Source organism: Parvibaculum sp., from assembly GCF_030694575.1.
Taxonomy (GTDB): Bacteria; Pseudomonadota; Alphaproteobacteria; order Parvibaculales; family Parvibaculaceae; genus Parvibaculum.
In genome coordinates, this window is record NZ_JAUYUS010000068.1 from 1 (window position 1) to 25,714 (window position 25,714).

Annotated in this window: 25 protein-coding genes and 1 pseudogene; 10 read left to right on the plus strand and 16 right to left on the minus strand. The window is 64.0% G+C overall.

Features of this window, described 5'->3' with window-relative positions; translation table 11 throughout:
- Positions 1-104 precede the first annotated feature (104 nt).
- Positions 105-1,142 carry an LLM class flavin-dependent oxidoreductase gene (locus tag Q8S60_RS10270; RefSeq protein WP_305254251.1) on the plus strand — a complete coding sequence of 346 codons (1,038 nt, stop codon included), beginning with the start codon at positions 105-107 and terminating at the stop codon, positions 1,140-1,142.
- 9 nt (positions 1,143-1,151) lie between these two features.
- On the opposite strand, the gene Q8S60_RS10275 is transcribed toward Q8S60_RS10270, so the two are convergent.
- The 6 genes from Q8S60_RS10275 to Q8S60_RS10300 all read right to left on the minus strand — a co-directional run bounded on the left by Q8S60_RS10275 (position 1,152) and on the right by Q8S60_RS10300 (position 6,382).
- Positions 1,152-1,904, minus strand: coding sequence for a thioredoxin family protein (locus tag Q8S60_RS10275; RefSeq protein ID WP_305254250.1), 753 nt, complete (start codon positions 1,902-1,904; stop codon positions 1,152-1,154).
- A gap of 69 nt (positions 1,905-1,973) precedes the next feature.
- On the minus strand, positions 1,974-2,333 hold the full coding sequence (locus tag Q8S60_RS10280; protein WP_305254249.1) for a DUF1428 domain-containing protein: 360 nt from the start codon (positions 2,331-2,333) through the stop codon (positions 1,974-1,976).
- Between the two features lie 32 nt (positions 2,334-2,365).
- Complete coding sequence (locus tag Q8S60_RS10285) at positions 2,366-2,755, minus strand: helix-turn-helix transcriptional regulator (protein WP_305277378.1); 390 nt, start codon at positions 2,753-2,755, stop codon at positions 2,366-2,368.
- Positions 2,756-2,814: 59 nt separating this feature from the next.
- Positions 2,815-4,230, minus strand: coding sequence for an MFS transporter (locus Q8S60_RS10290; RefSeq protein ID WP_305254247.1), 1,416 nt, complete (start codon positions 4,228-4,230; stop codon positions 2,815-2,817).
- 246 nt (positions 4,231-4,476) lie between these two features.
- Entirely contained in the window at positions 4,477-5,088 is a 612-nt protein-coding gene (locus tag Q8S60_RS10295) for a glutathione S-transferase family protein (protein WP_305254246.1), read from the minus strand.
- Positions 5,089-5,113: 25 nt separating this feature from the next.
- Positions 5,114-6,382, minus strand: a complete 1,269-nt coding sequence (locus Q8S60_RS10300; RefSeq protein ID WP_305254245.1) for a NupC/NupG family nucleoside CNT transporter — start codon at positions 6,380-6,382, stop codon at positions 5,114-5,116.
- A 221-nt stretch (positions 6,383-6,603) separates the two neighbouring features.
- On the opposite strand from Q8S60_RS10300, the gene Q8S60_RS10305 reads away from it, so the two are divergent.
- From Q8S60_RS10305 to Q8S60_RS18970, 3 genes and pseudogenes are all read left to right on the plus strand, one after another.
- Positions 6,604-7,509 (plus strand): SDR family oxidoreductase, encoded by a 906-nt coding sequence (locus Q8S60_RS10305; protein WP_305254244.1) that lies wholly within the window; start codon positions 6,604-6,606, stop codon positions 7,507-7,509.
- 181 nt (positions 7,510-7,690) lie between these two features.
- Positions 7,691-8,533: pseudogene (locus Q8S60_RS18965) on the plus strand (ABC transporter substrate-binding protein); the annotation flags it as partial.
- Between the two features lie 144 nt (positions 8,534-8,677).
- Positions 8,678-9,487, plus strand: coding sequence for a proline/glycine betaine ABC transporter permease (locus tag Q8S60_RS18970; protein WP_305254397.1), 810 nt, complete (start codon positions 8,678-8,680; stop codon positions 9,485-9,487).
- A gap of 68 nt (positions 9,488-9,555) precedes the next feature.
- On the opposite strand, the gene Q8S60_RS10315 is transcribed toward Q8S60_RS18970, so the two are convergent.
- The 3 genes from Q8S60_RS10315 to Q8S60_RS10325 form a co-directional block, all read right to left on the minus strand.
- Positions 9,556-10,764 carry an acyl-CoA dehydrogenase family protein gene (locus Q8S60_RS10315; RefSeq protein ID WP_305254243.1) on the minus strand — a complete coding sequence of 403 codons (1,209 nt, stop codon included), beginning with the start codon at positions 10,762-10,764 and terminating at the stop codon, positions 9,556-9,558.
- Between the two features lie 23 nt (positions 10,765-10,787).
- Positions 10,788-11,084, minus strand: coding sequence for a putative quinol monooxygenase (locus Q8S60_RS10320; RefSeq protein WP_305254242.1), 297 nt, complete (start codon positions 11,082-11,084; stop codon positions 10,788-10,790).
- A gap of 138 nt (positions 11,085-11,222) precedes the next feature.
- The gene (locus Q8S60_RS10325; RefSeq protein ID WP_305254241.1) at positions 11,223-12,023 is read right to left on the minus strand and encodes a crotonase/enoyl-CoA hydratase family protein; all 801 of its coding nucleotides are present in this window, start codon (positions 12,021-12,023) and stop codon (positions 11,223-11,225) included.
- A 236-nt stretch (positions 12,024-12,259) separates the two neighbouring features.
- Between Q8S60_RS10325 and Q8S60_RS10330 the strand changes: the two genes are divergently transcribed.
- On the plus strand, positions 12,260-13,765 hold the full coding sequence (locus Q8S60_RS10330; RefSeq protein WP_305254240.1) for a HAMP domain-containing sensor histidine kinase: 1,506 nt from the start codon (positions 12,260-12,262) through the stop codon (positions 13,763-13,765).
- 65 nt (positions 13,766-13,830) lie between these two features.
- Here the strand turns inward: Q8S60_RS10330 and Q8S60_RS10335 are convergent, their stop codons facing one another.
- On the minus strand, positions 13,831-14,961 hold the full coding sequence (locus Q8S60_RS10335) for an acyl-CoA dehydrogenase family protein (protein WP_305254239.1): 1,131 nt from the start codon (positions 14,959-14,961) through the stop codon (positions 13,831-13,833).
- A 38-nt stretch (positions 14,962-14,999) separates the two neighbouring features.
- On the minus strand, positions 15,000-16,193 hold the full coding sequence (locus tag Q8S60_RS10340; RefSeq protein ID WP_305277376.1) for an acyl-CoA dehydrogenase family protein: 1,194 nt from the start codon (positions 16,191-16,193) through the stop codon (positions 15,000-15,002).
- Positions 16,194-16,546: 353 nt separating this feature from the next.
- On the opposite strand from Q8S60_RS10340, the gene Q8S60_RS10345 reads away from it, so the two are divergent.
- A complete protein-coding gene (locus tag Q8S60_RS10345) occupies positions 16,547-17,101 on the plus strand; it encodes an inner membrane-spanning protein YciB (RefSeq protein ID WP_305277375.1) in 555 nt (184 codons plus the stop codon).
- 3 nt (positions 17,102-17,104) lie between these two features.
- On the opposite strand, the gene Q8S60_RS10350 is transcribed toward Q8S60_RS10345, so the two are convergent.
- Positions 17,105-18,082, minus strand: coding sequence for a nicotinate-nucleotide--dimethylbenzimidazole phosphoribosyltransferase (locus tag Q8S60_RS10350; protein WP_305277374.1), 978 nt, complete (start codon positions 18,080-18,082; stop codon positions 17,105-17,107).
- 82 nt (positions 18,083-18,164) lie between these two features.
- On the opposite strand from Q8S60_RS10350, the gene Q8S60_RS10355 reads away from it, so the two are divergent.
- Positions 18,165-18,404: a DUF1289 domain-containing protein gene (locus Q8S60_RS10355; RefSeq protein WP_305277373.1), complete on the plus strand. Its 240-nt coding sequence runs from the start codon at positions 18,165-18,167 to the stop codon at positions 18,402-18,404.
- A 6-nt stretch (positions 18,405-18,410) separates the two neighbouring features.
- Here the strand turns inward: Q8S60_RS10355 and Q8S60_RS10360 are convergent, their stop codons facing one another.
- Together Q8S60_RS10360 and cobA are read right to left on the minus strand one after the other, a co-directional pair.
- Entirely contained in the window at positions 18,411-18,626 is a 216-nt protein-coding gene (locus Q8S60_RS10360) for an alkylphosphonate utilization protein (protein WP_305277372.1), read from the minus strand.
- A 537-nt stretch (positions 18,627-19,163) separates the two neighbouring features.
- Entirely contained in the window at positions 19,164-20,021 is an 858-nt protein-coding gene (gene cobA, locus Q8S60_RS10365) for a uroporphyrinogen-III C-methyltransferase (RefSeq protein ID WP_305278268.1), read from the minus strand.
- A 173-nt stretch (positions 20,022-20,194) separates the two neighbouring features.
- Here cobA and Q8S60_RS10370 point away from each other — a divergent pair, with 173 nt between their 5' ends.
- The 3 genes from Q8S60_RS10370 (at position 20,195) to Q8S60_RS10380 (ending at position 23,737) form a co-directional block, all read left to right on the plus strand.
- Positions 20,195-20,890 (plus strand): TIGR02281 family clan AA aspartic protease, encoded by a 696-nt coding sequence (locus tag Q8S60_RS10370; RefSeq protein WP_305277371.1) that lies wholly within the window; start codon positions 20,195-20,197, stop codon positions 20,888-20,890.
- Positions 20,891-21,000: 110 nt separating this feature from the next.
- Positions 21,001-22,500, plus strand: a complete 1,500-nt coding sequence (locus tag Q8S60_RS10375) for a phosphomannomutase/phosphoglucomutase (protein ID WP_305277369.1) — start codon at positions 21,001-21,003, stop codon at positions 22,498-22,500.
- Between the two features lie 139 nt (positions 22,501-22,639).
- On the plus strand, positions 22,640-23,737 hold the full coding sequence (locus Q8S60_RS10380) for a phospholipase (RefSeq protein WP_305277367.1): 1,098 nt from the start codon (positions 22,640-22,642) through the stop codon (positions 23,735-23,737).
- Here Q8S60_RS10380 and Q8S60_RS10385 read toward each other — a convergent pair whose 3' ends face one another.
- Both Q8S60_RS10385 and dusA read right to left on the minus strand, forming a co-directional pair.
- On the minus strand, positions 23,738-24,571 hold the full coding sequence (locus Q8S60_RS10385) for a sulfite exporter TauE/SafE family protein (protein ID WP_305277365.1): 834 nt from the start codon (positions 24,569-24,571) through the stop codon (positions 23,738-23,740). It abuts the gene before it with no gap.
- Between the two features lie 55 nt (positions 24,572-24,626).
- Positions 24,627-25,598, minus strand: a complete 972-nt coding sequence (gene dusA / locus Q8S60_RS10390) for a tRNA dihydrouridine(20/20a) synthase DusA (RefSeq protein ID WP_370867304.1) — start codon at positions 25,596-25,598, stop codon at positions 24,627-24,629.
- Positions 25,599-25,714 lie beyond the last annotated feature (116 nt).

Here is a 25,714-nt window from a genome sequence, read left to right on the forward strand (position 1 = left end):
CAACTTTTCGGGCATCGTGAAGCGCGTGAAGAAGAGGCCTCTCGAAAAGTAAGGGACGAGGCCACATATCGGACGGAACCGCAGCCCAGGAAAGCCGGAGCCCCATGGTCACATTGAGCGTTCTCGACCAGTCACCGATCCACAAGGGCGGCACCTCGGCGGAAGCCATCGCCAACACGATCGACCTCGCGCGGCGGGCCGAAGGTTTCGGTTACAGCCGCTACTGGCTTGCGGAACATCACAACACCTCGTCCTTCGCGGGTTCGGCGCCGGAAGTTCTGATCGGCGCGGTGGCGGCGGCGACATCGCACATTCGCGTCGGCTCGGGCGGCGTGATGTTGCCGCATTACAGTCCACTCAAGGTGGCGGAGTGTTTCCGCGTGCTCGAAACGCTCTATCCGGGACGGATCGACCTCGGGCTCGGCCGCGCGCCCGGCGGCGACATGAGAACGTCGCGCGCGCTGCAACCGGGGCCACAGGCTTACGATGTGGGCGTCTTTCCGCAGCAGGTCGAACTGCTCACTCAATTTCTCGAGGACGCGCAGGGCCTTGCCGGCGAGGCAGGCGGCTTTCCAGCCGGTCATCCCTATCAGGGCCTCCATGCGACGCCGCGCGGACCGGGCATGCCGGATTTGTGGATGCTGGGTTCGGGTGGCGACGGCGCGGTCATCGCGGCGCAATTCGGCATGGCCTATTGCTTCGCCCATTTCATCAACCAGGATGCGGGTACGCAGCCGCTGGAGCTTTACCGGCGGAATTTCCGTCCGTCGCGTGGGCTTCCCAGCCCGCGAGGATCGCTTGCCGTCTCCGTGACTGTCGCGGAGACGGAAGAAGAAGCGAAGCGCATTTCCGCATCGCGCAATCTCTGGGTGATGCATCTCCTGCAAAACCGCGCGGGCGCCTTTCCCTCAATCGAGGAGGCGCTCGACTATCCCTATACGGATGAAGACCGCATAATGCTGCGTACCATCGAAAAGCGCGGCATCACGGGTTCGCCGGAGCAGGTACGCGGACGGCTCCTTGCCCTGGGTGAGGCTCATGGCGTGGACGACTTCGTCATTCTTACCATCACCTACGACCAGAAGGACCGCGTTCGGTCCTACGAACTTCTGGCCGAGGCGATGGGGCTGAAGGGCGCCTGACGCCCTGCGTCAGTGGCAGCAGGATCCTTCCTGCCCTTTCCGCTCGTATTCGTCGTGCAGCCTTACCCAGTTCATGATGCCGTTCTCGTTGCGGCCTTTCGGCGCCATGTCGAGAAATGCGAAGGCGGCGACGGTCATCTCCGTGCCGCGCGCGTAAGTCGAATAGGTGTGGAAGATGTCGCCTGCCTCATCTTTCGCGAAGACGCTCATGCCGTGCAGCTCTTCCGCGGCATAGGGTGTGGTTCCAAAATTGTAGCCGACATCGCCGCTCGCCACCTGTTCCGGCGTGAAAGAGACGCCGAAATCGTAATTGAAGCTGTTGCCGCGCGACGAGACCCAGTTGAACTTCCAGCCCATGCGCTTCCTGACCGGCTCGATCTGCGAGAGCGGTGCGCGTGAAATCGCCGCGAAGGAGAGGTCCGCGTTTTCGAAATGCATTCGCGCGGCATCGACATGATCTGCACCGAAGGCACACCCGGGGCAAATGTGATCGGAGCCGGGCGTCAGCATGAAATGCTGGACGATGAGCTGGCTGCGGCCGTCGAAAAGATCGGCGAGCGTCACGCTGCCCCCAGAGCCTTCAAAGACATAGTCCTTTTCGAGTTTCACCCAAGGCAACTCGCGGCGCGCGGCGGAGAGCCGGTCGCGCGCGCGGGTCAGCGCTTTTTCTTCCGCCAGCAGCGCCTTGCGCGCCTTCAACCATTCATCGCGCGAAACGACGCGCTTCTGCGCGAATTGCTTCTTTTCAGCGAGATTGCTCATGGCAGCCTCCTTCCGTTCGACAGGGTTCGAGAGCGAGCCGCACAACAGGTTCCGCCCTCGCCTCTCCGGTTATTTTCCGAGATCGACCAGCGTCTTGAAGCCGCCATACATCATGCGCTTCGGATCGAAGGGCATGGAGGAAGGCATCTTGCCGAGGCGCGGGTCGGCCATCACTTTTGCGTTCACCTTGTCGCGGTGAGCGCGCGACTTGTAGGTGATCCAGGAGAACATGACGGTTTCGCCCGGCTTCACCTTGATGCCTTTCGTGAAGCTCAACATGCCCTTGATGTTGAGATCGTCGCCGACGCATTCCTTGAAATCGAGCGCGCCATATTCCATCCAGATTTTCCCGGCCTTGCGCGCCATGCGCTTGTAGGCGTCGATATTCTTCTTCGGAACCGGCAACACAAATCCGTCTACATATGCCATTTGAACTCTCCTCCGATTGATCTTTGTCGACGCTATTTCTTCCTGTCCGGCTTCGGCTTGGCTGTATCTTTCCGGCGCGCGGCTTTTCTTTTGTCATCCGTTTCCAGAAAGGCCGCGAGCCGGTCCAGATTGGCGGCCCAGAAACGGCGATAGCGGTTCAGCCACTCCATCGCTTCCCTCATGGGTTCGGCGTTGAGCGAGCAGGAAACGGTGCGGCCGGTCTTTCGCTTTTCGATGAGGCCGGCGTCGCTCAGCACATCGAGATGCTTCATCACCGCAGGCAGCGACATCGCGAACGGGCGAGCAAGTTCGCTGACGGAAAGGTCTTCGCCCGCTTCGAGCCGCGCAAGCAAGGCGCGCCGCGTCGGATCGGCAAGGGCGGCGAAGGTCCGGTCGAGATGCCGGTCTTGATACTTAACCATGTGGTAAAGTTTGAAGGCAAGCGGCGGCCCTGTCAAGGCTTGCCGTCATGGACCGGCCGTCAGTCCGCCATCATGCGGCGGAGCGCCGTGTGGCGTGCGATCCGGCGTTCCAGCGCCGCGCGCAGCCTTGTCTGACGCTCCCGCGTGATCGGGTAGCGGAGGATGATTGCGATGGAAATGAGCCAGAGGACCAGCGGCACCATGCAATACATGGCGAGGAGCGCGAAAAGCGCCTCGGGCGAATTCTCGCGGGACTGGGCGCTGAAACCCGCCCAGGCAAGGATCGGCAGGGCGAGACCGACGCCGACCGCCTCGAAAATCTTGCGGACCATACCGAGGAACGCAAACATGAAAGCCGCGCGCGGCTCTCCGCTCTTGATCGTGTCGAGATCGACGACGTCCGCCATGATGGAGGGGCCGAGGATAGGGGCCGCGCCGAGCGCAAGCCCCTGGATCACCGTGATGAAGAGGAGGCACCATATGACGGCTTCAGGCGCCACCGGCTTCACCAGATAGATGACGGCCGGAACGAGGGCGAAGACGAACATGGAGGCGATGCCCGCGGAAGCAATCGCCTTGTGCTTGCCCATGCGGCTGCCGAGCCAGACCCAGAAGGGCGAGCCGATGACGCCGGCAACGAAAAGCACGAAGATCAGAACGGTGCCCGCCTGTCCTATTTCAGCGACGTGATCGTAGAAGAAGATCACGACACCGATATTGATGGAGCCGGCAAGCGCGCCGAAGATCGAGCTAAGCAGGATGATACGGAACGGGCCGTTCTTCATCGCGACGCGAAGGCCGCGGCGGAAGGGAATTGTTTTCGTCTCGTGGATGCGCGGCTCAGGCACCGACGCGAAGACGATCAGGGCACAGATCGGCAGCATGAAGGCCGTCAGCCAGCCGAGCACACCGACTGCCGAACGGCTGGCCGCGCCCTCCTCCGCCGAGGTACCGCTCCAATAAGCGCCGACGATGGGCGCGGTGATGGCGATCAGAAGGCCGGCCAGCAGAAACATCTCGCGGCTGCCGGTGATGCGGTTGCGCTCGCTGTAGTCGCCCGAAAGTTCGGCGCCCCACGCGCCATAGGGAATTGTGATCAGCGTGTAGCCGAGATAGATCGCCGATATCCAGATGAGCAGATAGAGGTTCGATACTTCGCCCTGCGGTACGAAGAGCATCAGGGCGGAGACGACCATGACGGGCACGCCCGCGATAATCCAAGGGCGCCTGCGCCCAAAGCGCGAGCGGGTGCGATCGGAAAGACGGCCGATCAGCGGATCCGTCACCACGTCGGAAATACGCGCCAGCATCAGGATGATGCCCACGGCGGCGAGGTCGAGACCGAGCGTGCTCGAATAGAAAGGCGGGAGATAGACCGCAACGGGCAAGCCGATGACCGCGAGCGGTACGACGAGCTGGCCATAGGCGATGAGCTGCCATGTCGTCAGGCGCGCTTGGCCCTTCTCCTCCGTCATCGTGCCACTCCTCCCAAAGCGCAACTAATAAAGATAGCTTACTATCTCTGCCGCAGGACGCAATGTCCGTCCGCCATATTGCGACCTATTTCGGTTCAGGCTGCGTTCAGCTTCAAAACGCGATTATCGCATCAACCGATGGGTCGAGAGTTCATCGGTGATGTTTCCAGCCGGGACTTTAATCGGGTGCGGATGGGAACGTATTGGCGGCGTCCATTCCGTACCCCGTGGACGCCGCCTTTATTTTTACGCCGCAGCGCTGGGCCTTTGCGAGACCCGCGCGTGCCAGGCCCGCAGGTTCGGCGCGTCTTCCGGCATTTTCAGCCCTGCAAAATCCGCAAAGTCGACCGTACAGAGCGCAGTGATGTCAGCGGCGGAGAAATAGTCTCCGGCGAGAAATTCGCGCCCCGCAAGCTCGCGGTCGAGCCAGCGGAAGGCCGCAGTGGCGGCTTCGCGGTTCGACTCGCCGAAGTCGTTGAACTGCTTCACAACCTTCGCCGTGTAAGGGTGCGCGTGGCGCCAGAAATTCCCTATCGGCCCCATCAGCGCGAATTCGACGCGGCGGAGCCACATGTCGACCTGCGCGCGTTCGAGGGCAGTACGGCCGAAGAGAGGTTTCTCCGGGTACGTCTCCTCCAGGTAGCGGCAGATCGAGACGCTTTCGGAAATGGTCGTGCCGTCATCGAGTTCAAGGACCGGCGTCTGGCCGAGCGAATTTTTCTCGCGAAAGGCGTCCGACTTGTGCTCACGCTTTGCCAGCGCGACCTCCTCAAGCGGCAGGTCGATGCCTTTTTCGGCGGCGAATATGCGGACGCGGCGCGGATTGGGCGCGGGCATGGCCGAGTTGTAAAGCTTCACGACAGTTCCTCCCCTTGTTTTTCTGTTAAACGATGAGGCCGATCACCGCGCCGGTCATCGAGGTCGCGAGGGTGCCGGAGATGAGGGCACGCGGCGCAAGCGCCACGATCTCGGAGCGGCGCGAGGGCGCGATGGCAGTGAGGCCGCCGATCATGATGCCGACGCTTGCCGGATTGGCGAAGCCGCACAGCGCGTAGACTATGATGAGGCGCGAGCGTTCGCTCAGGCCCGCGCCGGCTTCTCCCGCCAGCGCGATATAGGCGAGAAGTTCGTTCAGGATCGTCTTGACGCCCATGATCTGCCCGGCTGCGGGCGCCTCCGTCCACGGTACGCCCATCAGCCAGACGAGCGGTGCGAAGGCCCAGCCGAAGAGGCGCTGGAGCGTGAGCGGCGCCTCGCCGACATCGGGCAGCAGTGCCAGCAGAACATTGAGGAGCGCGACGAAGGCGACCATCACCAGCAGCATGGCGATAATGTTGAGCAGCAGATGAAGCCCCTCGAAGGTGCCGCGCGTGAGGGCGTCCATGCTGTTTTCATAGTCGACCACGGGCACATCGTCGCCGACGCCGGTGGGCGTGCGTCCCGCCTCCTCCGGCACCATCAGGCGTGCGATCAGCAGGGCGGCGGGGAGCGAGATGAGCGAGGCCGTGACGATCTGGCCGAGCGATCCCGGCACGACGGGCGCGATGATGCTGGCATAGAGGAAGAGAACGGTGCCCGCGACGGTGGCAAGGCCGACCGTCATGACGGCAAAGAGTTCGGAACGGGAGAGACGCTCCAGATAGGGCTTGATGAGGAGCGGCGCTTCCACCATGCCGACAAAGACATTGGCGGCAGAGGCAAGGCCGACCGCGCCGCCGATGCCCATGGTCTTGCGCAGCAGAACCGCGAAGCCCCGCGTGACGACCGGCAGGACCCGCCAGTACCAGAGGAGCGCGGAGAGCGCCGACATGAAGAGGACGAGAGGCAAGGCCTGGAAGGCGAGGACGAAGCTGTTTTGCGGGTGCGCAACCTCGAAGGGCGCGGCACCGCCGCCGACATAGCCGAAGACGAAGCCGGTGCCGGCGGAGGTCGCCGCCATCAGCGCTTCCACGACGCCGTTGAGGCCGACCAGCGCGTCGCGCGCCAGCGGCAGCTTCAGCAGGATCAGCGCCACGCCGATCTGGAGAGCGAGAGCGATGGCGACATCGACCGCCAGGTAGCGGCGGGAGGCGCGGCGGTTCTCGCTCAGCACCCAGGCAAGGCCGATAATGGCCGCGAGCCCGAGGGCGCTCTGGAGAGACAAAAGGGTCATAAAAGGGAGCTTTCCGGCAGGGATTCGCGGCTTTTGGCGGGTGCCGACATCATAGGGGGCCGGTCGCAGAGCGCAATGGAACCGCCCGGCAGGGCTTCCCTTGACCCTCGCACGGCTCTCATGCACAAAGTCCCCGCAAGTTTCCCATGGGCCACGCCCCAAGCCCCGAAAGCGGGCATTCCGGCGGCCCCGCCCCACCTGTTCAACTGGAGAAAAGACCCATGAGCATTCGTTTTGACGGCAAGGTCGCCATCGTGACGGGCGCAGGCGGCGGCCTCGGCCGTTCCCACGCGCTGGAACTCGCGCGGCGCGGCGCCAAGGTTGTCGTGAACGACCTCGGCGGCGACCGGACCGGCGCCGGCGGCTCTTCCGACGCGGCCAACAAGGTGGTCGAGGAAATCAAGGCGCTGGGCGGCGAGGCGATCGCCAACGGTTCGTCGGTGACGGACGACGAGGGCGTCCAGAACATGGTCAAGCAGACCATGGACAAGTTCGGCCGCATCGACATCCTCATCAACAATGCCGGCATCCTGCGCGACAAGTCGTTTTCGAAGATGGAAATCGCAGACTTCCAGCTCGTCGTCGATGTGCACCTCATGGGCACCGTAAAGCCGACCAAGGCGGTGTGGGAAATCATGAAGGAGCAGAATTACGGCCGCATCGTCGTGACCGCCTCCTCGACCGGCCTCTACGGCAATTTCGGCCAGACAAACTACGGCGCGGCAAAGCTCGCGGTTGTGGGCTTCATCAACACGCTGAAGCTGGAAGGCCAGAAGAACAACATTCACTGCAACGCGCTGGCGCCCGTCGCCTATACGCGGATGACCTCCGACCTGATGCCGCCGGAAGCCGAAGAGATGCTGACGCCAGACGCCGTGTCGCCGGGTGTCATGTTCCTCGTCTCGGAAGACGCGCCGACCGGCATGATCCTCTGCGCGGGTGCCGGCGTGTTCGCCGCCGCGCGCATGGAAGAAGCCGAAGGCATTTTCCTCGGCCGCGAAGGCCTCACGGCCGAAAAGGTCGCCGAGAACTGGGGCAAGATTTCCGACTTCTCGAACGCCACCCCCTTCTTCATGGGCGGCGAGCAGACCGGCAAGTTCTTCAAGCTGGCGACGGGCGGCAAGTAAGCCTCTCCGCCGGACGGACGACAAAGGGGAACCTTCCGGGTTCCCCTTTTTCTTTGGCGGCGCCTATAGTGCTGCGATGCTGAACCGGGCTCTCTTCGCTCTTGCGGCGCTTTTCCTTTCGATCTGCGGCTTCCCTTCCGGCGCCGCAGCCACGCCGTCATTCGAGGTCGACCGGCCGGTGATGTTCGGCGGGCTCGACTGGGATTCCAACGCCTTCCACACCGAACTCGCGCGCGTCATTCTCGAACGCGGCTATGGCTGCGAGACGGATGTGCTGCCGGGCTCGACGCTGCCGCTCGTGACGGGGCTCGGACAGGGCGATATCGACGTGCTGATGGAAATCTGGCGCGACAATGTCACGGAGCCGTGGAACGAAGCGCTGGAAGCCGGGACCGTGGTTTCGCTCGGCACAAATTTTCCGGATGCGGTGCAGGGCTGGTATGTGCCGCGCTATGTGGTGGAGGGCGACGCGGCGCGCGGCATCGAGCCGATGGCGCCAGATCTCCGGTCCGTCTCCGATCTCAAACAGTACGCTGCCCTGTTTCGCGATCCTGAGCAGCCGGGCAAGGGACGCTTCTACAATTGCATTCTCGGCTGGAGCTGCGAGGAGCAGAGCACACGCAAGCTCGAAGGGTATGGGCTCGACCGCTTCTATACGAACTTCCGGCCCGGAACCGGAGCGGCACTCGCCGCCGCCATCGCTTCCGCCTATGAGCGCGGCGAACCCGTCGTCGCCTATTACTGGGGACCGACATGGGTTCTCGGCGCATTCGACCTCGTGAAGCTCGAAGAGCCGGCCTGGTCGGAAGAGGCGTGGAACGCCTTCAACGCCGACCCGAAGCGGAACCCGCCCGTCGCCTTTCCGACCGTCGAGGTCATCATCGGCGCGAATGCAAGGTTCGCGGAGAGGGCGCCGGAGGTCGCGGCCTTTCTGCGCGCCTACGAGACGACGGGGCAGATGGTGAGCGAAGCGCTCGCCTATATGCAAGCGAACAGGGACGCGTCGGCGCGGGATGCGGCGCTGCACTTCATCGAGACGCGGCCGGACATCTGGCGGCAATGGGTGACGCCCGAGATCGCGGCGCGGGTGACCGGCGAACGGGAGGCGGAAGCGCGAAGCTTTCCGTTGGCGCTCGAATTTCCCGTCGAGGCATGGGTCAATCGCGCGATGAAGAATTTTGTCGCGGACTATGGCAACGCTTTCCATGCGGCGAGTGGCTGGTTGCTCGCGCTCATCGTGGCGCTCGAGGCGGGCCTCGGCGCCCTGCCCTGGTGGCTTATCATCCTCGCGGTTGCCGGGGCGGCCTGGCACGCCTCGCGGCGGATCGTGCTGCCCGTCGCACTGGCGGCGCTGTTGTTCCTGATCGGCGCGCTGGGGCTCTGGGATCTTGCGATACAGACGCTGGCGCTGATGCTCGTGTCGGTCTTCTTCGCGGTGCTGATAGGTCTGCCTTCGGGGATCGCGATCGCGGCCAGCGACCTCGCACGGCGGATCGTGTTGCCCGTGCTCGATGCGATGCAGACGCTGCCGAGCTTCGTCTATCTCATTCCGGCGCTGATGCTGTTCGGGCTCGGCAAGGTGCCTGCGCTCTTTGCGACGCTCATCTATGCAACGCCACCGCTGATCCGGCTGGTCGATCTCGGCTTGAGAACAGTGGACCGGCAGCTGGTGGAGATGGCCGCCGATCTCGGCGCCGACAAGTGGCGGCAACTCATCGACATCAAACTGCCGCTGTCGCTGCCGAGCATCATGGCGGGGGTCAACCAGACGACGATGATGGCGCTCTCCATGGTCGTCATTGCCTCGATGATCGGGGCGCGCGGGCTCGGCGAGGAAGTGCTGCTCGGCATCCAGCGCCTCGATATCGGGCGCGGGCTGGCGGCGGGCATCGCGATCGTCGCGCTCGCCATCGTGTTCGACCGGATCACGCAGGCCTATGGACGCGTGAAGCGCAAAGATGCGCCACTGCCGCGCTAGCTCACGAGAAGAAAACGGGGGCGGAATTTCTTCCGCCCCCGGACTGTCAGATAATCATCTGGCGATGCTCAAAGCCCGAGCACGGCCTTCGCCATGATGTTGCGCTGGACCTCATTGGAGCCGGCATAGATCGACGCCTTGCGCAGCGAGAAGTAATAAGGCGCAACGGTGAAGGCATTCTTGGGGCCGATGTCGGGCTCGTTGGTCTCGATCATGCCATCCTCGACGAAGGGGATGGTGTAGTGACCGAGCACTTCGACCGCGAGCTGCGAAACCGCCTGCTGGATTTCCGTGCCGCGGCACTTCAGCAGCGAGGATTCCGGGCCGACATTTCCGCCGGTCGAGAGCGCAGAGAAGATGCGCAATTCCGTGAACTCCATCGCCAGTATCTGCGACTCGAGATCGGCGACGCGGGCCTTGAATTCCGGGTCGTCGGCGAGCGTGCCGCCATCGACCATGGTTTCCTTCGCCATCTTTTTCGTCTTGGCGACGGCGCGGTAGAGGCCGGCCGAGTAGGGATTGCCGCGTTCGAATTCGAGCAGGTACTTGGCGTAGGTCCAGCCCTTGTTCTCCTCGCCGATACGATTTTCCATCGGCACCTTCACGTCGGTGAAGAAGACCTGGTTCACTTCCTGGTGGGGGCCCGGCGTGCCGTCGAGCAGCACCAGCGGCTCCACCTTCACGCCCGGCGTCTTCATGTCGATCAGAAGGAAGGAAATGCCTTCCTGGGGCTTCCCTTCTTTCGAAGTGCGGACGAGGCAGAAAATCCAGTCAGCCCACTGCGCCACCGAGGTCCAGATCTTGGAACCGTTGACGAGGTAGTGGTCGCCCTTGTTCTCGGCCTTGGTCTGCAGCGAGGCGAGGTCGGAACCGGCGCCCGGCTCCGAATAGCCCTGACACCAGAGGACGTTGGTTTCGAGAATGTCCGGCAGGAAGCGCTTCTTCTGTTCGGGTGTGCCAAACTTCATGATGACGGGGGCCACCATGGTCGGGCCGAAGGGAATGGTGTGCGGCACGCCGGCGCGGCCCATCTCCACGTCGAAGATATATTTCTGCGAGGCGGTGAAACCCGGCCCGCCATATTCCGTCGGCCAGTTGGGCGCAAGCCAGCCCTTCTTCGCCAGTGCCTTCTGCCACTTCACATGGTTTTCCTTGTCCATGTAGCCGTGCTTCGAGCGCGCGTGCTTCGCGCGCATCTCCGGCGTGTAGCTCTCTTCGATAAACTGACGAACTTCCTGACGGAAGGCTTCGTCTTCCTTGCTGAATGCGAGATCCATGATGCGCTTTCCCGGTTAGCCGTTCATTCGACCTTGTCGAGGAAAAGAAGTGTCGGCGCTCCGCCGAGGACCGCGCCGAGGGCGGGGCCGGCCGCACGGAAATATTCCGTCTTGCCATGCGCGTCGAGGTCGGCCTGCGAGGCATATTGCTCCATGACGACGAAGGTGGAGGGTTCCGACTTCGACTTGAAGAAATCGTACTGGAGGCAGCCCTTCTCGTTCGCCTTCACCTTCGAGCGCAGTTCGCCGAAGACCTTCTCGAATTCCGCTTCCTTGCCCGGCTGGACCTTAAGGGTCGCCACTACACCGATGACACTCATGTTTCGCTCCCGTTTGCTGGGCCTGACGCCCGTGTTCTGTTGCCGGGGACTTTAGGGGCAAAGCTCCCCCGCTTCAATGCGCGGGCCGCCGCGGGCTGTTCGCCCGCTGCGGCGGCCCTGTTCAGTTTCGAACGGTTCTCAGGCGCCCTTGTAGTTCGGCGCGCGCTTTTCGAAGAAGGCGTCCAGCGCTTCCTTGTGGTCGCTGGTGTGGTGGGCCAACGCCTGCATGGAGGCCGAAAGCTCCATCACATTGTCGAAGGAGGTGAGCATGCCCTGGCGCAGGAGCTGCTTGGTCATGCGAAGGACGTCCGGCGCCTGGTTGCAGATCTTTCCGGCGACCTCCCGGGCCCGGTCCATCAGCTTGTCGGCGGGAACCACTTCGGAGACGAGGCCCCAGTCCATCGCCGTCGCCGCGTCGATGGTGTCGCCGGTGTAGAGAAGCTCGGAGGCGCGGGCCATGCCGATAATGCGCGGGAGCAGCCAGGCACCGCCGTCGCCCGGGATGAGGCCGATCTTGAGGAAGGTCGCGCCGAAGATTGCGCTGTCGGCCGCGATGCGCGTATCCGCCAGGCAGGCGACGTCGTTGCCGAGGCCGATGGCGGGACCGTTCACGGCGGCGATGACCGGCACCTCGATGCCCCAGACGGATTTCACGATGCGGTGGATGCCGTTCCGGTAGCGCTCGCGGATATGAACGCCGGGACCGCCGAAGCCGTCGCCGCCCTCGCGCATCGCCTTCACGTTGCCGCCCGCGGAGAAAGCCTTGCCGGCTCCCGTCAGGATCACGCAACGAACTTCCCGGTCGGCGTTGATCCGCGCGGCGGCGCTGGAGAAGTTCTCTGCATCCTCAGGGGCGCCGAGCGGGTTACGGCTCTCGGGCCGATTGATGGTCAAGGTGACGACGGGGCCGGCTTTTTCGAAAATCAGGGGATCGCTCATCGCGGACTGCCTCTTTCCTGTTCATTGTGTCTGCCTGTGAGACAGATTCTGCTGACGAGCCCATTCTTCCAATCAAAAAGGGCGCGGCGCTCGGCCGGATTATGCCGTCTTAACCATGCCTCGGAAAACCTTATTAAGACTTTTAGCGGAGGCTGGAGCTCGAAAATCAGGAATCGCCTGCGATCGGAAAGTGGCGCGGGCGACTTCGTTTCGACAGTGGGCAAAAGGGCACCGGCATGACGTGGGAAGATGCGCCTCATGGCGCCGCCAGGGTTGGCGCACGCGAGAGCCTTTTTGGTGCTCCGGCGCGCTGGCGCAGGGCGCTGCACGTCTATATCGATGCCCTGAAAGCGGGGGGGCCTCCGCTTACGCCTGCCGCGCGGATCGAACAAATGCGCACGCTCGCGGAATCGCAGACGAGCGTTCCCCTCGCCTTCCCCCTGCTGATGACTGTTTATGCCTTCAGCCATCACGGAATCGTAGCTTGGCAGAATATCGCGGTGTGGCTCGGTGCAATGCTGGCACTGCACCTGCTCACCTATGTCAACGCCAAGAGATTTCTCGCGACGGACGTCGAGCCGGAGGATGTCGATCGCTGGCGGTGGCGCTTCGAGGGCCTTACGGCCCTCTTCTCGATCAGCTTTTCCTCGCTGCTCTTCCTGTTCTGGGTGCCGGACGACCTTATTCATCAGACCTACCTGATTTCCTCCGTCACCATCGCGCTGGTGCCGATGACGCTGGTGACGATCTTCTACTTTCCGGTGTTCTACTGGACGGTGCTGCCGACCACCCTCGCGTTGGCGCTGCGGCTGATCCTGTTCGGCGGAGTCCAGCATTTCGCCATGGTGGCGGTGCTGATCGTCTTTACCGCGCTCCTCATCCGCCTCGCCGCGCAGGTGAACGGGGTCATGCTGCGCGCCATTACGCTGCGCGAGGATAAAAACGGCCTCATCGAGCAGCTCTTCAAGGCGAAACGCGATTCCGACGCCGCCCGGGCCCGCGCCGAAGAGGCCAATCGCGCCAAATCGCACTTTCTCGCGAATATGAGCCACGAACTTCGTACGCCGCTCAACGCGATCATCGGCTTCTCGGAGGTCATGGCGTCGGAGATTTTCGGCAAGCATTCCGTGCCGACCTACAAGGAGTATGCGAACGACATCAACCGGTCGGGGCAACATCTGCTCGGCCTCATCAACGACGTGCTCGACCTCTCCCGCATCGAGGCCGGCCGCTTCCAGATCACCGAAGAAGAGGTCGACATCGTTCAACTGGCAGCCGATTGCCGTCGCATCCTCGAAATCCGCGCGCAGGCGCAACGCGTTTCGATCACCGAGGACTTCGCGGCCGGCCTGCCGATCGTCTATGGCGATGCCCGTGCCCTGCGGCAGACCTGGATCAACCTGCTGACCAATGCGATCAAGTTTTCGCCGCCCGACTCCGAGGTCAAGATGTTCGCGCGCATGGAGGCTTCGGGCGAGATGCGCTTCGGCGTCCACGACAACGGACCCGGCATTGCGGAATCGGAAATCGACAAGGTGCTGCACGCCTTCACGCAAGGCGCAACGGGGCTTGCGCAGCCGGGCAAGGGCTCCGGCCTCGGCCTTTCCATCGTCAAGGGCCTGCTCGCGGTTCACGGCGGACGCTTCGAACTGAAGAGCAAGCTCGGTGTCGGAACGCAGGCCGAATGCACGCTGCCGCCCCAGCGCCTGCGGGCACCGGCCCCGATCCCGCGCCGCGCCTGATCCATACCGTCGTATAAAAAAGGGGCCGCTCGCGCGGCCCCTTCGTCTATCCGGTCCGGTGCCACTCAGGCGGCTTCGGAGTAGCGCTTCAACTGGTGGTCGACATTGCCGAACTGCGTGTCGATCATGGTGAGACGCTTGAAGTAGTGGCCGACATTGAGTTCGTCGGTCATGCCCATGCCGCCGTGAAGCTGCACGGCCTGCTGGCCCACGAAGCGCCCGGCCTTGCCGATCTGCACCTTGGCGCCGGCGGCGGCCTTGGTGCGCTCCACATCGCTCTCGCCGAGCTTGAGGTTCACCATGTAGGTCATGGAGACGGACTGCTCATACGCCATGAACATGTCGACCATGCGGTGCTGCAGGACCTGGAACTTGCCGATCGGCACGCCGAACTGCTTGCGCGTCTTGCAGTATTCGACGGTGGCGGCGTTGAGTTCCTTCATGCAGCCGATGGCTTCGGCGGAGAGGGCGGCAATCGCCTCGTCCGTGATCTTCTCGACGAGGGGCAGGCCCTTGCCTTCCACGCCGATCAGCGCATCCGCGCCAACCTTGACGTTTTCAAAGGTGATCTCCGAAGCGCGGCGGCCGTCGACCGTCGGATAGTCGCGGGTCGAGACACCCGCCGCCGACTTGTCGACGATGAACACGGAAACGCCGTCGCGGTCACGCTGACCGCCGGCACTGCGCGCCGTCACGATAAGCTTCTGCGCCCAGGGTGCGCCGAGAACCACGGCCTTGTAGCCGTTGATCGTGTAGCCCGCGCCGTCCTTCTTCGCCGTCGTCTTGAGGTCGGCGAGGTTGTAGCGGCCCTGCGGCTCGGCATAGGCGAAGGCCCAGACCGTTTCGCCGCCGACGATGCCGGGGATATGCGCTTCCTGCTGCTCTTTCGAGCCGCCCTCGCGCAGGAACCCGCCGGCGATCACGACCGTTTCGATGTAGGGCTCGACCACCAGATGACGGCCGAACTCTTCCATGACGATCATGTTTTCGATGGCACCGCCGCCGAGGCCGCCGAGCTCTTCGGAGAACGGCGCGGCGAGGAGGCCGAGTTCGGCGAACTGCGCCCACATCTCGGGACGCCAGCCATCGGCCGTCTTCACGACCTTGCGGCGCGTGTCGAAATCATATTTGTCGGCGAGCAGGCTCTGTACGGTATTGCGGAGCAGCGTCTGCTCCTCGGTGAACGAAAAATCCATCTCTGACCTTCCCCTTGATGTTTCTGCGGCGCCGCGGCTTAGAGGCCGAGCACCATTTTTGCGATGATGTTGTGCTGGATCTCGTTCGACCCGCCATAGATCGAGGTCTTGCGCATGTTGAAGTAATCCTGCGAGACGCCCGGCGCGTAGTCGGGACCCGGCGTGAATTCGTTGCCGGTGACTTCCATGCGCGGCGCCTGCACGAAGGCGTAGTTGCCCACGGCTTCCATGGTCAGCTCGGTGATGCGCTGCTGGATTTCCGTGCCCTTGATCTTGAGGATCGAGGCTTCGGGGCCGGGACCGCGCCCCCTGCTCTCGGCGGCCAGCGTGCGAAGCTCGGTCACTTCGAGGGCGGAGAGGTCGATCTCGAGTTCGGCGACCTTGCGGGCGAACTCGTCCGTCTTCATCAGCGGCTCGCCGTCGACGAGTTCGGCAGCGGCAATCTTCTTCAGCCGTTCGATGGCCTTCTTGGAGCGGGCGACGCCGGCGATGCCGGAGCGCTCGTTGCCGAGCAGGAACTTGGCGTAGGTCCAGCCCTTGTTTTCCTCGCCGATCAGGTTTTCCGCCGGCACCTTCACGTCTTCGAGGAAGACTTCGTTCACTTCGTGCGAGCCGTCCATCGTGATGATCGGGCGCACGGTGATGCCGGGGGTCTTCATGTCGATCAGCAGGAAGGAGATGCCTTCCTGCGCCTTGGCATTCGGATCGGTGCGGACGAGGCAGAACATCCAGTCGGCGAACTGGGCGAGCGTCGTCCAGGTCTTGCCGCCATTGACGATGTAGTGGTCGCCCTCGCGGACGGCCTTGGTGCGGAGGCTGGCGAGGTCGGAACCGGCGCCGGGCTCGGAATAGCCCTGGCACCACCAATCGTCGGCGGAGAGAATGCCGGGCAGGAAGCGCTTCTTCTGCTCTTCATTGCCGAAGGTATAGATGACCGGGCCGACCATGGAGAGACCGAAGGGGAGCAGCGGCGAGGTTTCGGCGCGCGCGTTCTCTTCGTTCCAGATGTAGCGCTGGGTGATCGTCCAGCCGGTGCCGCCATATTCAACCGGCCAATGGGGCACGACCCAGCCCTTCTTGTAGAGAATGCGGTGCCACTTCAGGATGTCTTCCTTCGACATCTCACCGCGCGTGCGGCGGCCGCCTTTGAGTTCCTGCGGGTAGTTGTTCGCGATGAACTCGCGAACCTCGTCGCGGAACGCGAGTTCCTCGGGCGAAAAACTCATATCCATGCGTCAACCTCCATAAGGGCAGCGCGCAGCCGGTCGTTGCCCGCCGCGCTTCACGCCGTTTTCTGCTTGTGCCGGGTCCGGTGCCGCCCATGCGAGGGGTGACCTCGCCGATCCCGCGTGCCGGGCCTTATTTTGCGGTGATAATAGTCGCCCCGCCCCCCGTTGCAAGCCAAGGGTTCAGTAAGGGGCGAACCGGGGGCTGTTCGAAAATGAACGGGAGAATGTCCGGGAATCCATTGCCCCCGGGTCATATCCCCGGCAGATTTCACCAAGGCCGATCCGGCGAATGGGAACCGGCATATCCGCCGATACACCATACCGCCGGTGGAGCGGCTTTTCGGGGAGTCCCATCCATGCGCGAGTTTCTGAACGACCTGCTTTCCACACTTGTTTTCATAGCGCTCTACCTGACGCTTGGGGATATCTACATCGCGACGGGATGCGCCATCGCGGCGGGGATCGCACAGGTCGTCTATTTCAGGCTGACGCACCGCCCGGTCGACGCCATGCTCTGGATGAGTCTGGGTCTCGTTATCGTGTTCGGAAGCGCGACCCTTTACCTCGACGACCCGCGCTTCATGATGGTGAAGCCGAGCATCATCCATTTCGCCATTGCCGCGGTCATGCTCCGGCCGGGCTGGATCGGACGGTACCTGCCGCCGATCGCGAAGGATAACCTGTCGCAGCGGATGGTCAGCGGCTGGGGCTATGGCTGGTCCGCGCTGATGATCGTGCTTGGCGTTTCCAACATTGCGGTCGCCCTGACCGCTTCGCCCGAGGTCTGGGGCTTTTTCGCCGGCGTGGTGCTGGTGGGGATCAAGCTTGCCATGTTCGGCATCCAGTACGTGGTCTTCCGGCAAGCCGTGATCCGCCGTCTCGCGGCCAATGGCAGCGTAGCCGCCAGCTGACCGTCAGAGCATATCCCGCGTGGCCATGCCCCGATGCGCGGCAAGGGCGGATTTGACGAGGCCGATGGCGAGGGCGGCGCCCGCCCCTTCCTCGAGCGCAATGCCGGTTTCAAGCAGCGGACGCTTGCCGATGGCGCCGAGGAGCCGGGCGTGGGCCGGGTCGCCGGAGACGTGGGCCGCCATGCAGTGGTCGAGGGCCGAGGGTTCCAGTTTGTAGAGGACCGCCGCCGCCGCGCAGGAGACGAAGCCGTCGAGCAGGACGGGGATGCGCTGGTAGCGGGCCGCGAGGATGGCGCCCGCAATCGCCGCGAATTCTCGGCCGCCGACGCGGCGAAGGGCTTCCAGCGGGTCGATCAGATGGCCTTCATGTTGTGCGAGGGCGGCGGATACCGCTTCTGCGCCCCAGCCGTCCGCCCAGTCTTCAGGCTTGCCGCCGAGGAGAGCGCAAGCGAGTGCCGCCGCGACGGTACGGTTGCCTGCTCCCGCCGCGCCGACGCAGAGCAGGTCCGCGCCGCCCGCTATCGCTTCCATGCCGAAGGCCATGGTGGCGGCGCAGGCCGCTTCCGACAGCGCCGCGTCTTCGCGAATGTCGGGCGTGGGGAGGTCGAGCGCGAGATCGAAGACCTTGAGACCCGCATCCGATTGCAGGGCGATCTGGTTCACCGCCGCGCCGCCCGCCGCGTAAAGCTCGACGAGCTGCTGGGTGGCGCCGGCGGGCGCGGCATTCGGCGCGTGTTTCGCGAGACCGTGGGTGGCGGCGAAGATCGCAACGAGGGGGCGCGTCACGGCGGGCTTCGGGAGGCCCTGCCAGGCGGCCATCCATTCGGCGATCCCTGCGAGGCGGCCAAGCGAACCGGACGGCGCGGCAAGCGCCGCCGTGTGTGCCGCCGCTTCGGAGCGGGACCGTTCATCCGCCTCCGGCAAGCCTGCCAGCAGGTTGCGGATGTCGTCGAAAGGCAAGCCGGTTACGGCGCGGGTCATTGACGTCTCCGGCATGACGTGGGATTCGAGGTGCTTCGCTCTATACTCCGTTGCACGACAGCCGAGAACCCGGAAAAATCCCGTGACTTATACGAAGCCGATCAAGAGCCCCTGCCTCAGCGTTTGCGCCGTCGACGGACGCGCCAATGTCTGCACGGGCTGCGGGCGGCGGCTGAAGGAGATCGCCGGCTGGAGCGCGATGAGCGACGGGGAGCGCGACGCGGTGCTGCGCGAGCTGCCCGCCCGCATCGAGGCGCTGGGCGAGAAGGCGCAGGCGCCGGAAGAGGCGCTGGCGAAGATCGGGGCCGCGCTGGGGGCGTGATGCCGCTCAGACCTTCTTCAGAAACTCGGTCTTGAGGACGAGCCCCTTCACCTTTTCGGCGTTGCATTCGATCAGGCCCGGATCGTCGGTCAGGCGGATATTCTTGACCACGGTGCCGCGCTTCAGGGTGACGGAGGTGCCCTTCACTTTCAGATCCTTGATGACCTGAACGGAATCGCCGTCGGCGAGCTTGTTGCCGTTGCTGTCTTTTACGTCTGTCATGTTTTCCGGCCTGCGGGAGAGATCGAGGTATCCTCTGTAGAGACCGGATGCCGGCGGCGCAACCGCGCTCATCGTCACAGGCCCGGCCTATGGACGAACGTCAAAATAAACTTATCCCCGTCCTTTCCTCCGCACCCATATTAAATCCATCTCGCTCCACCGAAGGGCGCGTCCGGACTGGCCGAATGCGTGGAGAGGGAAAGCTGCTGTTCCGCGGCCCATGGAACCAGACCATGCCCCCGGGAGGTTCAGCCGGGAGCCGGGCACTACGACCCGGGACGAGCCGACGTCGAATAAAAGGCGAGCGGCTGTTTTGAAAGACACTCCTATGGACCCAAAATCGTAGCGCGCGGGGCGGAACGAAGACCGCCCTTACATGTGCCACATGTCACATGCGAGATACATGTGCGGTTCGAGTTCCAATGCCCCGCGCACCTTCTTTTGTCGAAGGCCCGCACGTCGCGTACCGAAACCCCGGAAGCCAGGCTTCACGGGGATGGCTTTGTTTCTATCTCTCAAGGAGGATTTGGAAGGCGGCTAGCCCGCGTCCTTCTTCGAGCGCATGTCGAGCGGATCGCGCTTCAGGATGCGGCCTTCGAGGGCGCCGAGCCAGTCGAGGCCTTCGCGGAGCTTCACCACATCGCCGATGACGATGATGGCGGGGGCCTTGAAGTCGGCGCGGGCGACATCGACGGCGGCTGTGCCGAGCGTCGTTTCGAGGACCGACTGATCCTTCAGCGTCGCGTTGCGCACCAGCGCCACCGGTTCATCGGCGCGACGGCCGTTTTCGATCAGGAGGGCCGAGATCGCGCCGAGATGGGAGAGCGCCATATAGAGGACGATGACGGGCGAGCCCTTGGCGATGGACGGCCAGTCGAGATTTTCCGGCACCGCGCCGCCCGCCATGTGGCCGGTGACGAAGGTGACGGCGTGGTTCACGTCGCGATGCGTGACCGGAATGCCGGCATAGCCGAGACCGCCGACGCCCGCAGTGACACCAGGCACGAGGCGGAAGGGAATGCCCGCATCGACCAGCGCCAGCGCCTCTTCACCGCCACGGCCGAAGACGAAGGGGTCGCCGCCCTTCAACCGCAGCACACGCTTACCGGAACGGGCAAGCTCCACAAGCTTCGCGGAAATGTCGCGTTGCTTCGGGCTCGGCTTGCCGCCGCGCTTGCCGGAATATTCGAGCTTTGCATGAGGGTTCGCGAACTCAAGGACGGTCTCGTCCACCAGCGCGTCGTAGACGACGACATCGGCCTGGCGCAGCGCGTTGAGCGCGTGCAGCGTCAACAGGCCAGGGTCGCCCGGACCGGCGCCCACGAGCCAGACCCAGCCGGGCTCGAAGACCGGCAGCGCGAGACGCGAGGCGGCGTCTTCCGCGATCTCCGGCACCGACGCCGTCCGGCGGCCTCCGAGGGCTATGACCTTCTTGTCTGTCACGCGTTTTTCACTATCTATTAAAGTGAATTGTTATCCGACTGCATCTTACCATGTAAATAAGGTACCGTCGCTCCCCTGCCAAGCGGGGTTACGAATTTATCACTCCAGCGGGATAGACTTCTTATATGAGGCAGAACAACTGGACCTGGGCGGCGCTCCTTCTTCTGGGCTTCGTCGCATTGCTGGCCTTCCTGGCAAACCGCTTTCCGGGCGCGCTCGACAGCGAGGACGCGCAGATGCGGCTGGTGCATGCCGTTCTGCTGCTGGCGCTGGTGGGCGGCAGCCTGGCGCTGGGATGGCGGGAGCGGGCGGGCCTCGCACTGAAGCAGGCCCTGATATGGATCGCCATCGGCCTTTCCCTCGTCATCGGCTATTCCTACAGCGACGTCTTCCGGGAGACGGGCGGGCGGCTGCGGTCGGCGCTCGTACCCTCCTCGCCCGTGGCGATGGAACCGGGGACGGCCTATCTCTCGCGCGACATGACCGGGCATTTTCATGCCGACGCGCTGGTGGAGGGTACGCATGTGCGCTTCCTCGTCGATACCGGGGCCAGCGACGTGGCGCTGAGCGCGGCGGACGCGCAGCGCATCGGCATCGACCTTTCGGCGCTTCACTACACCGTTCCCTACCGGACGGCCAACGGCACGATCTTCGCCGCGCGGGTGAAGCTCAAGGAGGTCAAGGTCGGCGACATCGCGCTCCGCGACGTGACGGCCTCGATCTCGCGGGAGGGGCTCGACACGTCGCTTCTCGGCATGAGCTTTCTCGGCCGGCTCGCCGCCGTGGAGGTGCGGGGCGAACGGCTTGTCCTGCGCGAATAGAAACGCCATTCTCCCGCCTTATTCTCCGCTTCAATACGAACCAGATACTTGCCCCCCTCCCGGCGGATTGCCGCTACAAGCCGCCGGTCCGTTCGATCCATGGAGAGACCATGCCCCTGAAGCCCCGCGCCGACCTGAAGCCCAATACGCTCGAATTCGAGAACCTGCCCCTCGTCTCCCCCAACGGGTTTCGCGAGTATGACGCGCGGTGGCTGTTCGAGAAGGAAATCAATCTCGTCGGCGTGCAGGCGCTGGGGCTGGGGCTCGGCACGCTGATCCACGAGATGGGCGTGGCGCCGCGCATCGCGGTCGGGCACGACTTCCGCTCCTACTCCGCTTCGATCAAGCAGGCGCTCATCATCGGCCTGATGAATGCCGGCTGCGAGGTGCACGATATCGGGCTGGCGCTTTCGCCCGTCGCCTATTTTTCGCAGTTCGAACTCGATGTGCCCTGCGTCGCGATGGTGACGGCGAGCCACAACGAGAATGGCTGGACGGGTGTGAAGATGGGCGCGCAGCGGCCGCTCACCTTCGGGCCCGACGAGATGACGCGGCTGAAGGAGATCGTGCTTTCGGGCGGCGGCGAGGAGCGCGCCGGCGGGCGCTATATCCGCGTCGAAGACATGCGGGAACGCTATATCGCCGACCTCACAGACCGGCCGAAGATCAAACGGAAGCTGCGCGTGGTGGCGGCCTGCGGCAACGGTACGGCGGGCGCCTTCGCGCCGCGCGTGCTCGAAGGGATCGGCGTCGAGGTGATCCCGCTCGATTGCGAGCTGGACTGGACCTTTCCGCGATATAATCCGAACCCGGAAGACATGGAGATGCTCCATGCGCTGCGCGACAAGGTGCTGGAGACGGGCGCGGATGTGGGTCTCGGCTTCGACGGCGACGGCGACCGCTGTGGCGTGGTGGACGATACGGGCGAGGAAATCTTCGCCGACAAGGTGGGCGTGATGCTCGCGCGCGACCTGTCGGCGCAATATCCGAATGCGCAGTTCGTAGTCGACGTGAAATCGACCGGGCTCTTCCTCACCGATCCGGTGCTGATCGCGAACGGCGCGAAGACGGATTACTGGAAGACGGGCCACTCTTATATCAAGCGGCGCGCGCATGAACTGAACGCTCTCGTCGGCTTCGAGAAGTCGGGCCACTATTTCTTCAATCCGCCGATCGGGCGCGGCTATGACGACGGGCTCGTCTCCGCCATCGCGATCTGCGATATGCTGGACCGGAACCCGGCGAAGAAGATGTCGGAGCTGCGCGAAGACCTGCCGAAGACTTGGGGCTCGCCCACCATGTCGCCGCATTGCCCGGACGAAAAGAAATACGAAGTCGTGGAACGGATGGTGAAGCTCTTTTCCGGCATGGCCGACAAGGGCGAAAAACTTCTCGGCCAGAAAATCCGCGACGTGGTGACGGTGAACGGCGTGCGCGTGACGACGGAAGACGGGACGTGGGGCCTTGTCCGCGCCTCATCGAACAAGCCGGGACTCGTGGTCGTGGTGGAAAGCCCGGCATCGGAAGCGAACATGCGCGCCATGTTCGCCGAGATCGACGGGCATCTTTCGGCGCAGCCGGAAGTGGGCGAGTACGACCAGAAGATCTAGCCGCATGGCATCGATCGGAGATCATCGCCGCTCTCAATGAGGTTCAGGCCTCTGTGTGATTTGAACAGGCGTCGCGCTTGCTCTTGCCTGCCCTCCCGGTCACTCTCGTCCGAACGAGAAAAGGCGGAGGCGCAGAGCGATGGGCGAGACATCAAGCGACGAACTGATCGACGCCGTCGATGCGCTGTTGCCCGCGCTGCTGCAGGCGATGGAGGCGGTGGCGTTTATCGGGCGGCACCTGCATCCGCCGCTGATCGGCAATCTGGTCGAACAGATGGAGCCCGTCGCGGCGCGGCTGGCCGAGGCGCGGCTGGCGTTCGACGAGGCGGAATGGCCGGAGCATCTGTGCGCGTTTCGCGACCATGTGCGCGAGGCGGCGGACGAGACGGAGAGGACATTCGCCGGGCTGCGCGCGGCGGGGGACGATCCGTCGGCGGCGGGCGGCGCGATCTTCGGCACCTACCGGGCGATGCGGCACGGGCCGCGCGCGATGGAGGCGCTTTACCCGGTGAGCGCAATGCTGCCGCCGGTGAGCCGGTTCTTCCTCGAAGGCGGTGCGCGGGACGACGAGACGCTGCTGGCATCGCTTGCCGAGGGCATGGCGCGCGAGGATACCGGCATCCACCATTTCGGCAATGAGAAGGGGCAACGCGGCGGCTTCTCGCTTTACGTGCCGGAGACCTATGACGCGGCCCGCGCACATCCGCTGATCGTTGCGTGTCATGGCGGGAGCGGACACGGGCGCGGTTTTCTCTGGACGTGGCTCATGAATGCGCGCTCGCGCGGGGCCATCCTCATCAGCCCGACATCGCTCGACGCGACATGGTCCCTGATGGAGCCGGAGCAGGACCGCGCCTCGCTGGCTCGCATGATGGCGCATGTGGGCGAGCGCTGGAACGTCGATGCGAGCCGTATCCTGCTCACCGGCATGAGCGACGGCGGCACCTTCACCTATCTCGCGGGGCTGGCGGGCGGACCCTTCACGCATCTCGCGCCGGTATCGGCCGCGTGGCATCCGATGCTGCTGACGATGGCGGCGCCGGCGCGGCTCGCCGCCCTGACCGTCTACATCACGCATGGCGCGCTCGACTGGATGTTCGCCGCAGACATGGCGCGGCTGGCTCACGCCGAACTTTCGGCGGCGGGCGCAGACGTCACCTACCGGGAAATCGCAGACCTGTCGCATACCTATCCGCGCGAGGAGAATGCGCGGATCATGGACTGGTTTCTATCCTGATCAGCCGAACAGCCGGTAGAACATCTGCAGCGAGGTGAGGGCGAGGAAGAGCGCGAAGGCGCGGATGAGTGCCTTCGGGCTGATGGCATGCGCGAGCGCGGCGCCCCAGGGGGCCGCGAGCACGGAGAGCGGAGCGATGAGCGCCATGCCGATCAGGTTCACATAGCCGAGGCTGAATGGCGGGAGGAGCGGATCGTTCCAGCCGGCCCAGATGAAACCAATGACGGCCGGGACCGCAATCAGCACACCGAGGCCGGACGAGGTGGCAACCGCCTCGCGCGGATTTTTGCCGTAGAGCGTCATGAAGCTCACCGCGAATGTGCCGCCGCCGATGCCCATGAGCGCGGAGAGCATGCCGATGACGCCTGCAACGGAATATTGCGCGGGCTTGCCCGGCAGTTCGGTGCCGAGGCGCCAGCTTTCCTTGCCGAAGGCGAGATTGGCGGCAACGACAAGCGCGATGGTGGCGAAGACGGCCGTCAGTACGTCGCCGCCAACATAAGCGGCGATCAGCGTGCCGCTGGCGACGCCGACAAGTATCGGCAAGGCCCAGCTTTTCAGCATGTCCCAGTCGACCGCGCCTTTTTTCGCGTGCGCGCGGACGGAACGGATGGAAGTGAGGATGATGGTGCCGAGCGATGTGCCGACGGCGAGATGCATGCGCACCGCTTCGTCGATGCCGAGCAGCGTGAAGACGTGATAGAGCACGGGCACGATGACGATCCCGCCACCGACGCCGAGGAGACCGGCGAGAACGCCGGCGACGAGACCCGTAACCACGAGGCCCGCCGCAAAGGGCGCGAGTTCCATCAGCGTCATCGCTTCGATATTCATACGCTTCTTACTTTCGATTGACCCGACGACAGGGAACGGTCGCCGGTGCCGCCCGCTAGCGCGCCACGGCGAGAGGAAGAGCAGTTTCGTCCGGATCGCGCACCAGCGCCATCGCCTCGCGGATCACTTCCGCGCCCGCGCCGGGACGGGGCGCGTTTTCCGACAAATGGCGGCGGAAGGCGCGCGCGCCGGGGCAGCCCTGGAAGAGGCCCAGTATATGCCGCGTCATCGCATGGAGATGCGTTCCATGCGCCAATTCTCTTTGCACATAGGGCATGAAGGCATCCAGCACGTCGTGGCGGCTGGGTATCTCGCGGCCGTCGCCGTAGAAGCGGCGGTCGGCTTCGGCGAGAATATAGGGATGCTGATAGGCGGCGCGGCCGAGCATCGCGCCATCGACATGGGCCAAGTGCGCTTCCGCCTCGTCGAGCGTTTCGATGCCGCCATTGATGATGATTTCCATGTCCGGCATCGTCTGCTTGAGGCGGTAGACCAGCGGATAGTCGAGCGGGGGCACGTCGCGGTTTTCCTTCGGCGACAGGCCTTCGAGCCAGGCCTTGCGCGCATGGACGATGAGCGTTTCGCAGCCGGCCCCGCGCACGGCCCTGGCCATGGCGGGCAGCGCCGCCTCCGGCTCTTGTTCGTCGACGCCGATGCGGCATTTCACGGTGACTGGAATGGAGACCGCTTCCTTCATCGCGTCGACGCAGCGCCCGACAAGATCCGGCTCACGCATCAGACAGGCGCCAAAGCGGCCGGACTGCACGCGGTCGGACGGGCAGCCGACGTTGAGATTGATTTCATCGTAGCCGAAATCCGCCGCGATCCGGGCACTCTCGGCAAGATCCGCCGGCTCCGAACCGCCGAGCTGCACCGCCACAGGGTGTTCCGACGGATCGAAACCAAGCAGGCGCGCGCGATCCCCATGCAGCACGGCGCCCGTCGTCACCATCTCCGTATAGAGGAGTGCCCGGCGCGTAATGAGGCGCAGGAAGAACCGGTCATGACGATCGGTCCAGTCCATCATGGGGGCGACGGAGATTTTATTTGTCAGCGTATTCAAGAGTTTACCCGGACCTCGGGAGCATTCAAGCGGCCTAGTTTACGCTGTTGTACCCGCCGATGCGCCTGATGGCACATGAA

Coding starts and splice junctions, on each gene's coding strand:
- Q8S60_RS10385 (WP_305277365.1), bottom strand. CDS start 24,571: ATGAATATCGAAGCGATGACGCTGATGGAACTCGCGCCCTTTGCGGCG.
- Q8S60_RS18970 (WP_305254397.1), top strand. CDS start 8,678: ATGAAGAATTTTGTCGCGGACTATGGCAACGCTTTCCATGCGGCGAGT.
- Q8S60_RS10290 (WP_305254247.1), bottom strand. CDS start 4,230: ATGACGGAGGAGAAGGGCCAAGCGCGCCTGACGACATGGCAGCTCATC.
- Q8S60_RS10325 (WP_305254241.1), bottom strand. CDS start 12,023: ATGAGCGATCCCCTGATTTTCGAAAAAGCCGGCCCCGTCGTCACCTTG.
- Q8S60_RS10380 (WP_305277367.1), top strand. CDS start 22,640: ATGGGCGAGACATCAAGCGACGAACTGATCGACGCCGTCGATGCGCTG.
- Q8S60_RS10275 (WP_305254250.1), bottom strand. CDS start 1,904: ATGAGCAATCTCGCTGAAAAGAAGCAATTCGCGCAGAAGCGCGTCGTT.
- Q8S60_RS10280 (WP_305254249.1), bottom strand. CDS start 2,333: ATGGCATATGTAGACGGATTTGTGTTGCCGGTTCCGAAGAAGAATATC.
- Q8S60_RS10300 (WP_305254245.1), bottom strand. CDS start 6,382: ATGACCCTTTTGTCTCTCCAGAGCGCCCTCGGGCTCGCGGCCATTATC.
- Q8S60_RS10370 (WP_305277371.1), top strand. CDS start 20,195: ATGAGGCAGAACAACTGGACCTGGGCGGCGCTCCTTCTTCTGGGCTTC.
- dusA (WP_370867304.1), bottom strand. CDS start 25,598: ATGATGGACTGGACCGATCGTCATGACCGGTTCTTCCTGCGCCTCATT.
- Q8S60_RS10350 (WP_305277374.1), bottom strand. CDS start 18,082: ATGACCCGCGCCGTAACCGGCTTGCCTTTCGACGACATCCGCAACCTG.
- Q8S60_RS10335 (WP_305254239.1), bottom strand. CDS start 14,961: ATGGATTTTTCGTTCACCGAGGAGCAGACGCTGCTCCGCAATACCGTA.
- Q8S60_RS10315 (WP_305254243.1), bottom strand. CDS start 10,764: ATGGATCTCGCATTCAGCAAGGAAGACGAAGCCTTCCGTCAGGAAGTT.
- Q8S60_RS10340 (WP_305277376.1), bottom strand. CDS start 16,193: ATGGATATGAGTTTTTCGCCCGAGGAACTCGCGTTCCGCGACGAGGTT.
- Q8S60_RS10320 (WP_305254242.1), bottom strand. CDS start 11,084: ATGAGTGTCATCGGTGTAGTGGCGACCCTTAAGGTCCAGCCGGGCAAG.
- Q8S60_RS10285 (WP_305277378.1), bottom strand. CDS start 2,755: ATGGTTAAGTATCAAGACCGGCATCTCGACCGGACCTTCGCCGCCCTT.
- Q8S60_RS10305 (WP_305254244.1), top strand. CDS start 6,604: ATGAGCATTCGTTTTGACGGCAAGGTCGCCATCGTGACGGGCGCAGGC.
- Q8S60_RS10375 (WP_305277369.1), top strand. CDS start 21,001: ATGCCCCTGAAGCCCCGCGCCGACCTGAAGCCCAATACGCTCGAATTC.
- Q8S60_RS10270 (WP_305254251.1), top strand. CDS start 105: ATGGTCACATTGAGCGTTCTCGACCAGTCACCGATCCACAAGGGCGGC.
- Q8S60_RS10330 (WP_305254240.1), top strand. CDS start 12,260: ATGACGTGGGAAGATGCGCCTCATGGCGCCGCCAGGGTTGGCGCACGC.
- Q8S60_RS10345 (WP_305277375.1), top strand. CDS start 16,547: ATGCGCGAGTTTCTGAACGACCTGCTTTCCACACTTGTTTTCATAGCG.
- Q8S60_RS10360 (WP_305277372.1), bottom strand. CDS start 18,626: ATGACAGACGTAAAAGACAGCAACGGCAACAAGCTCGCCGACGGCGAT.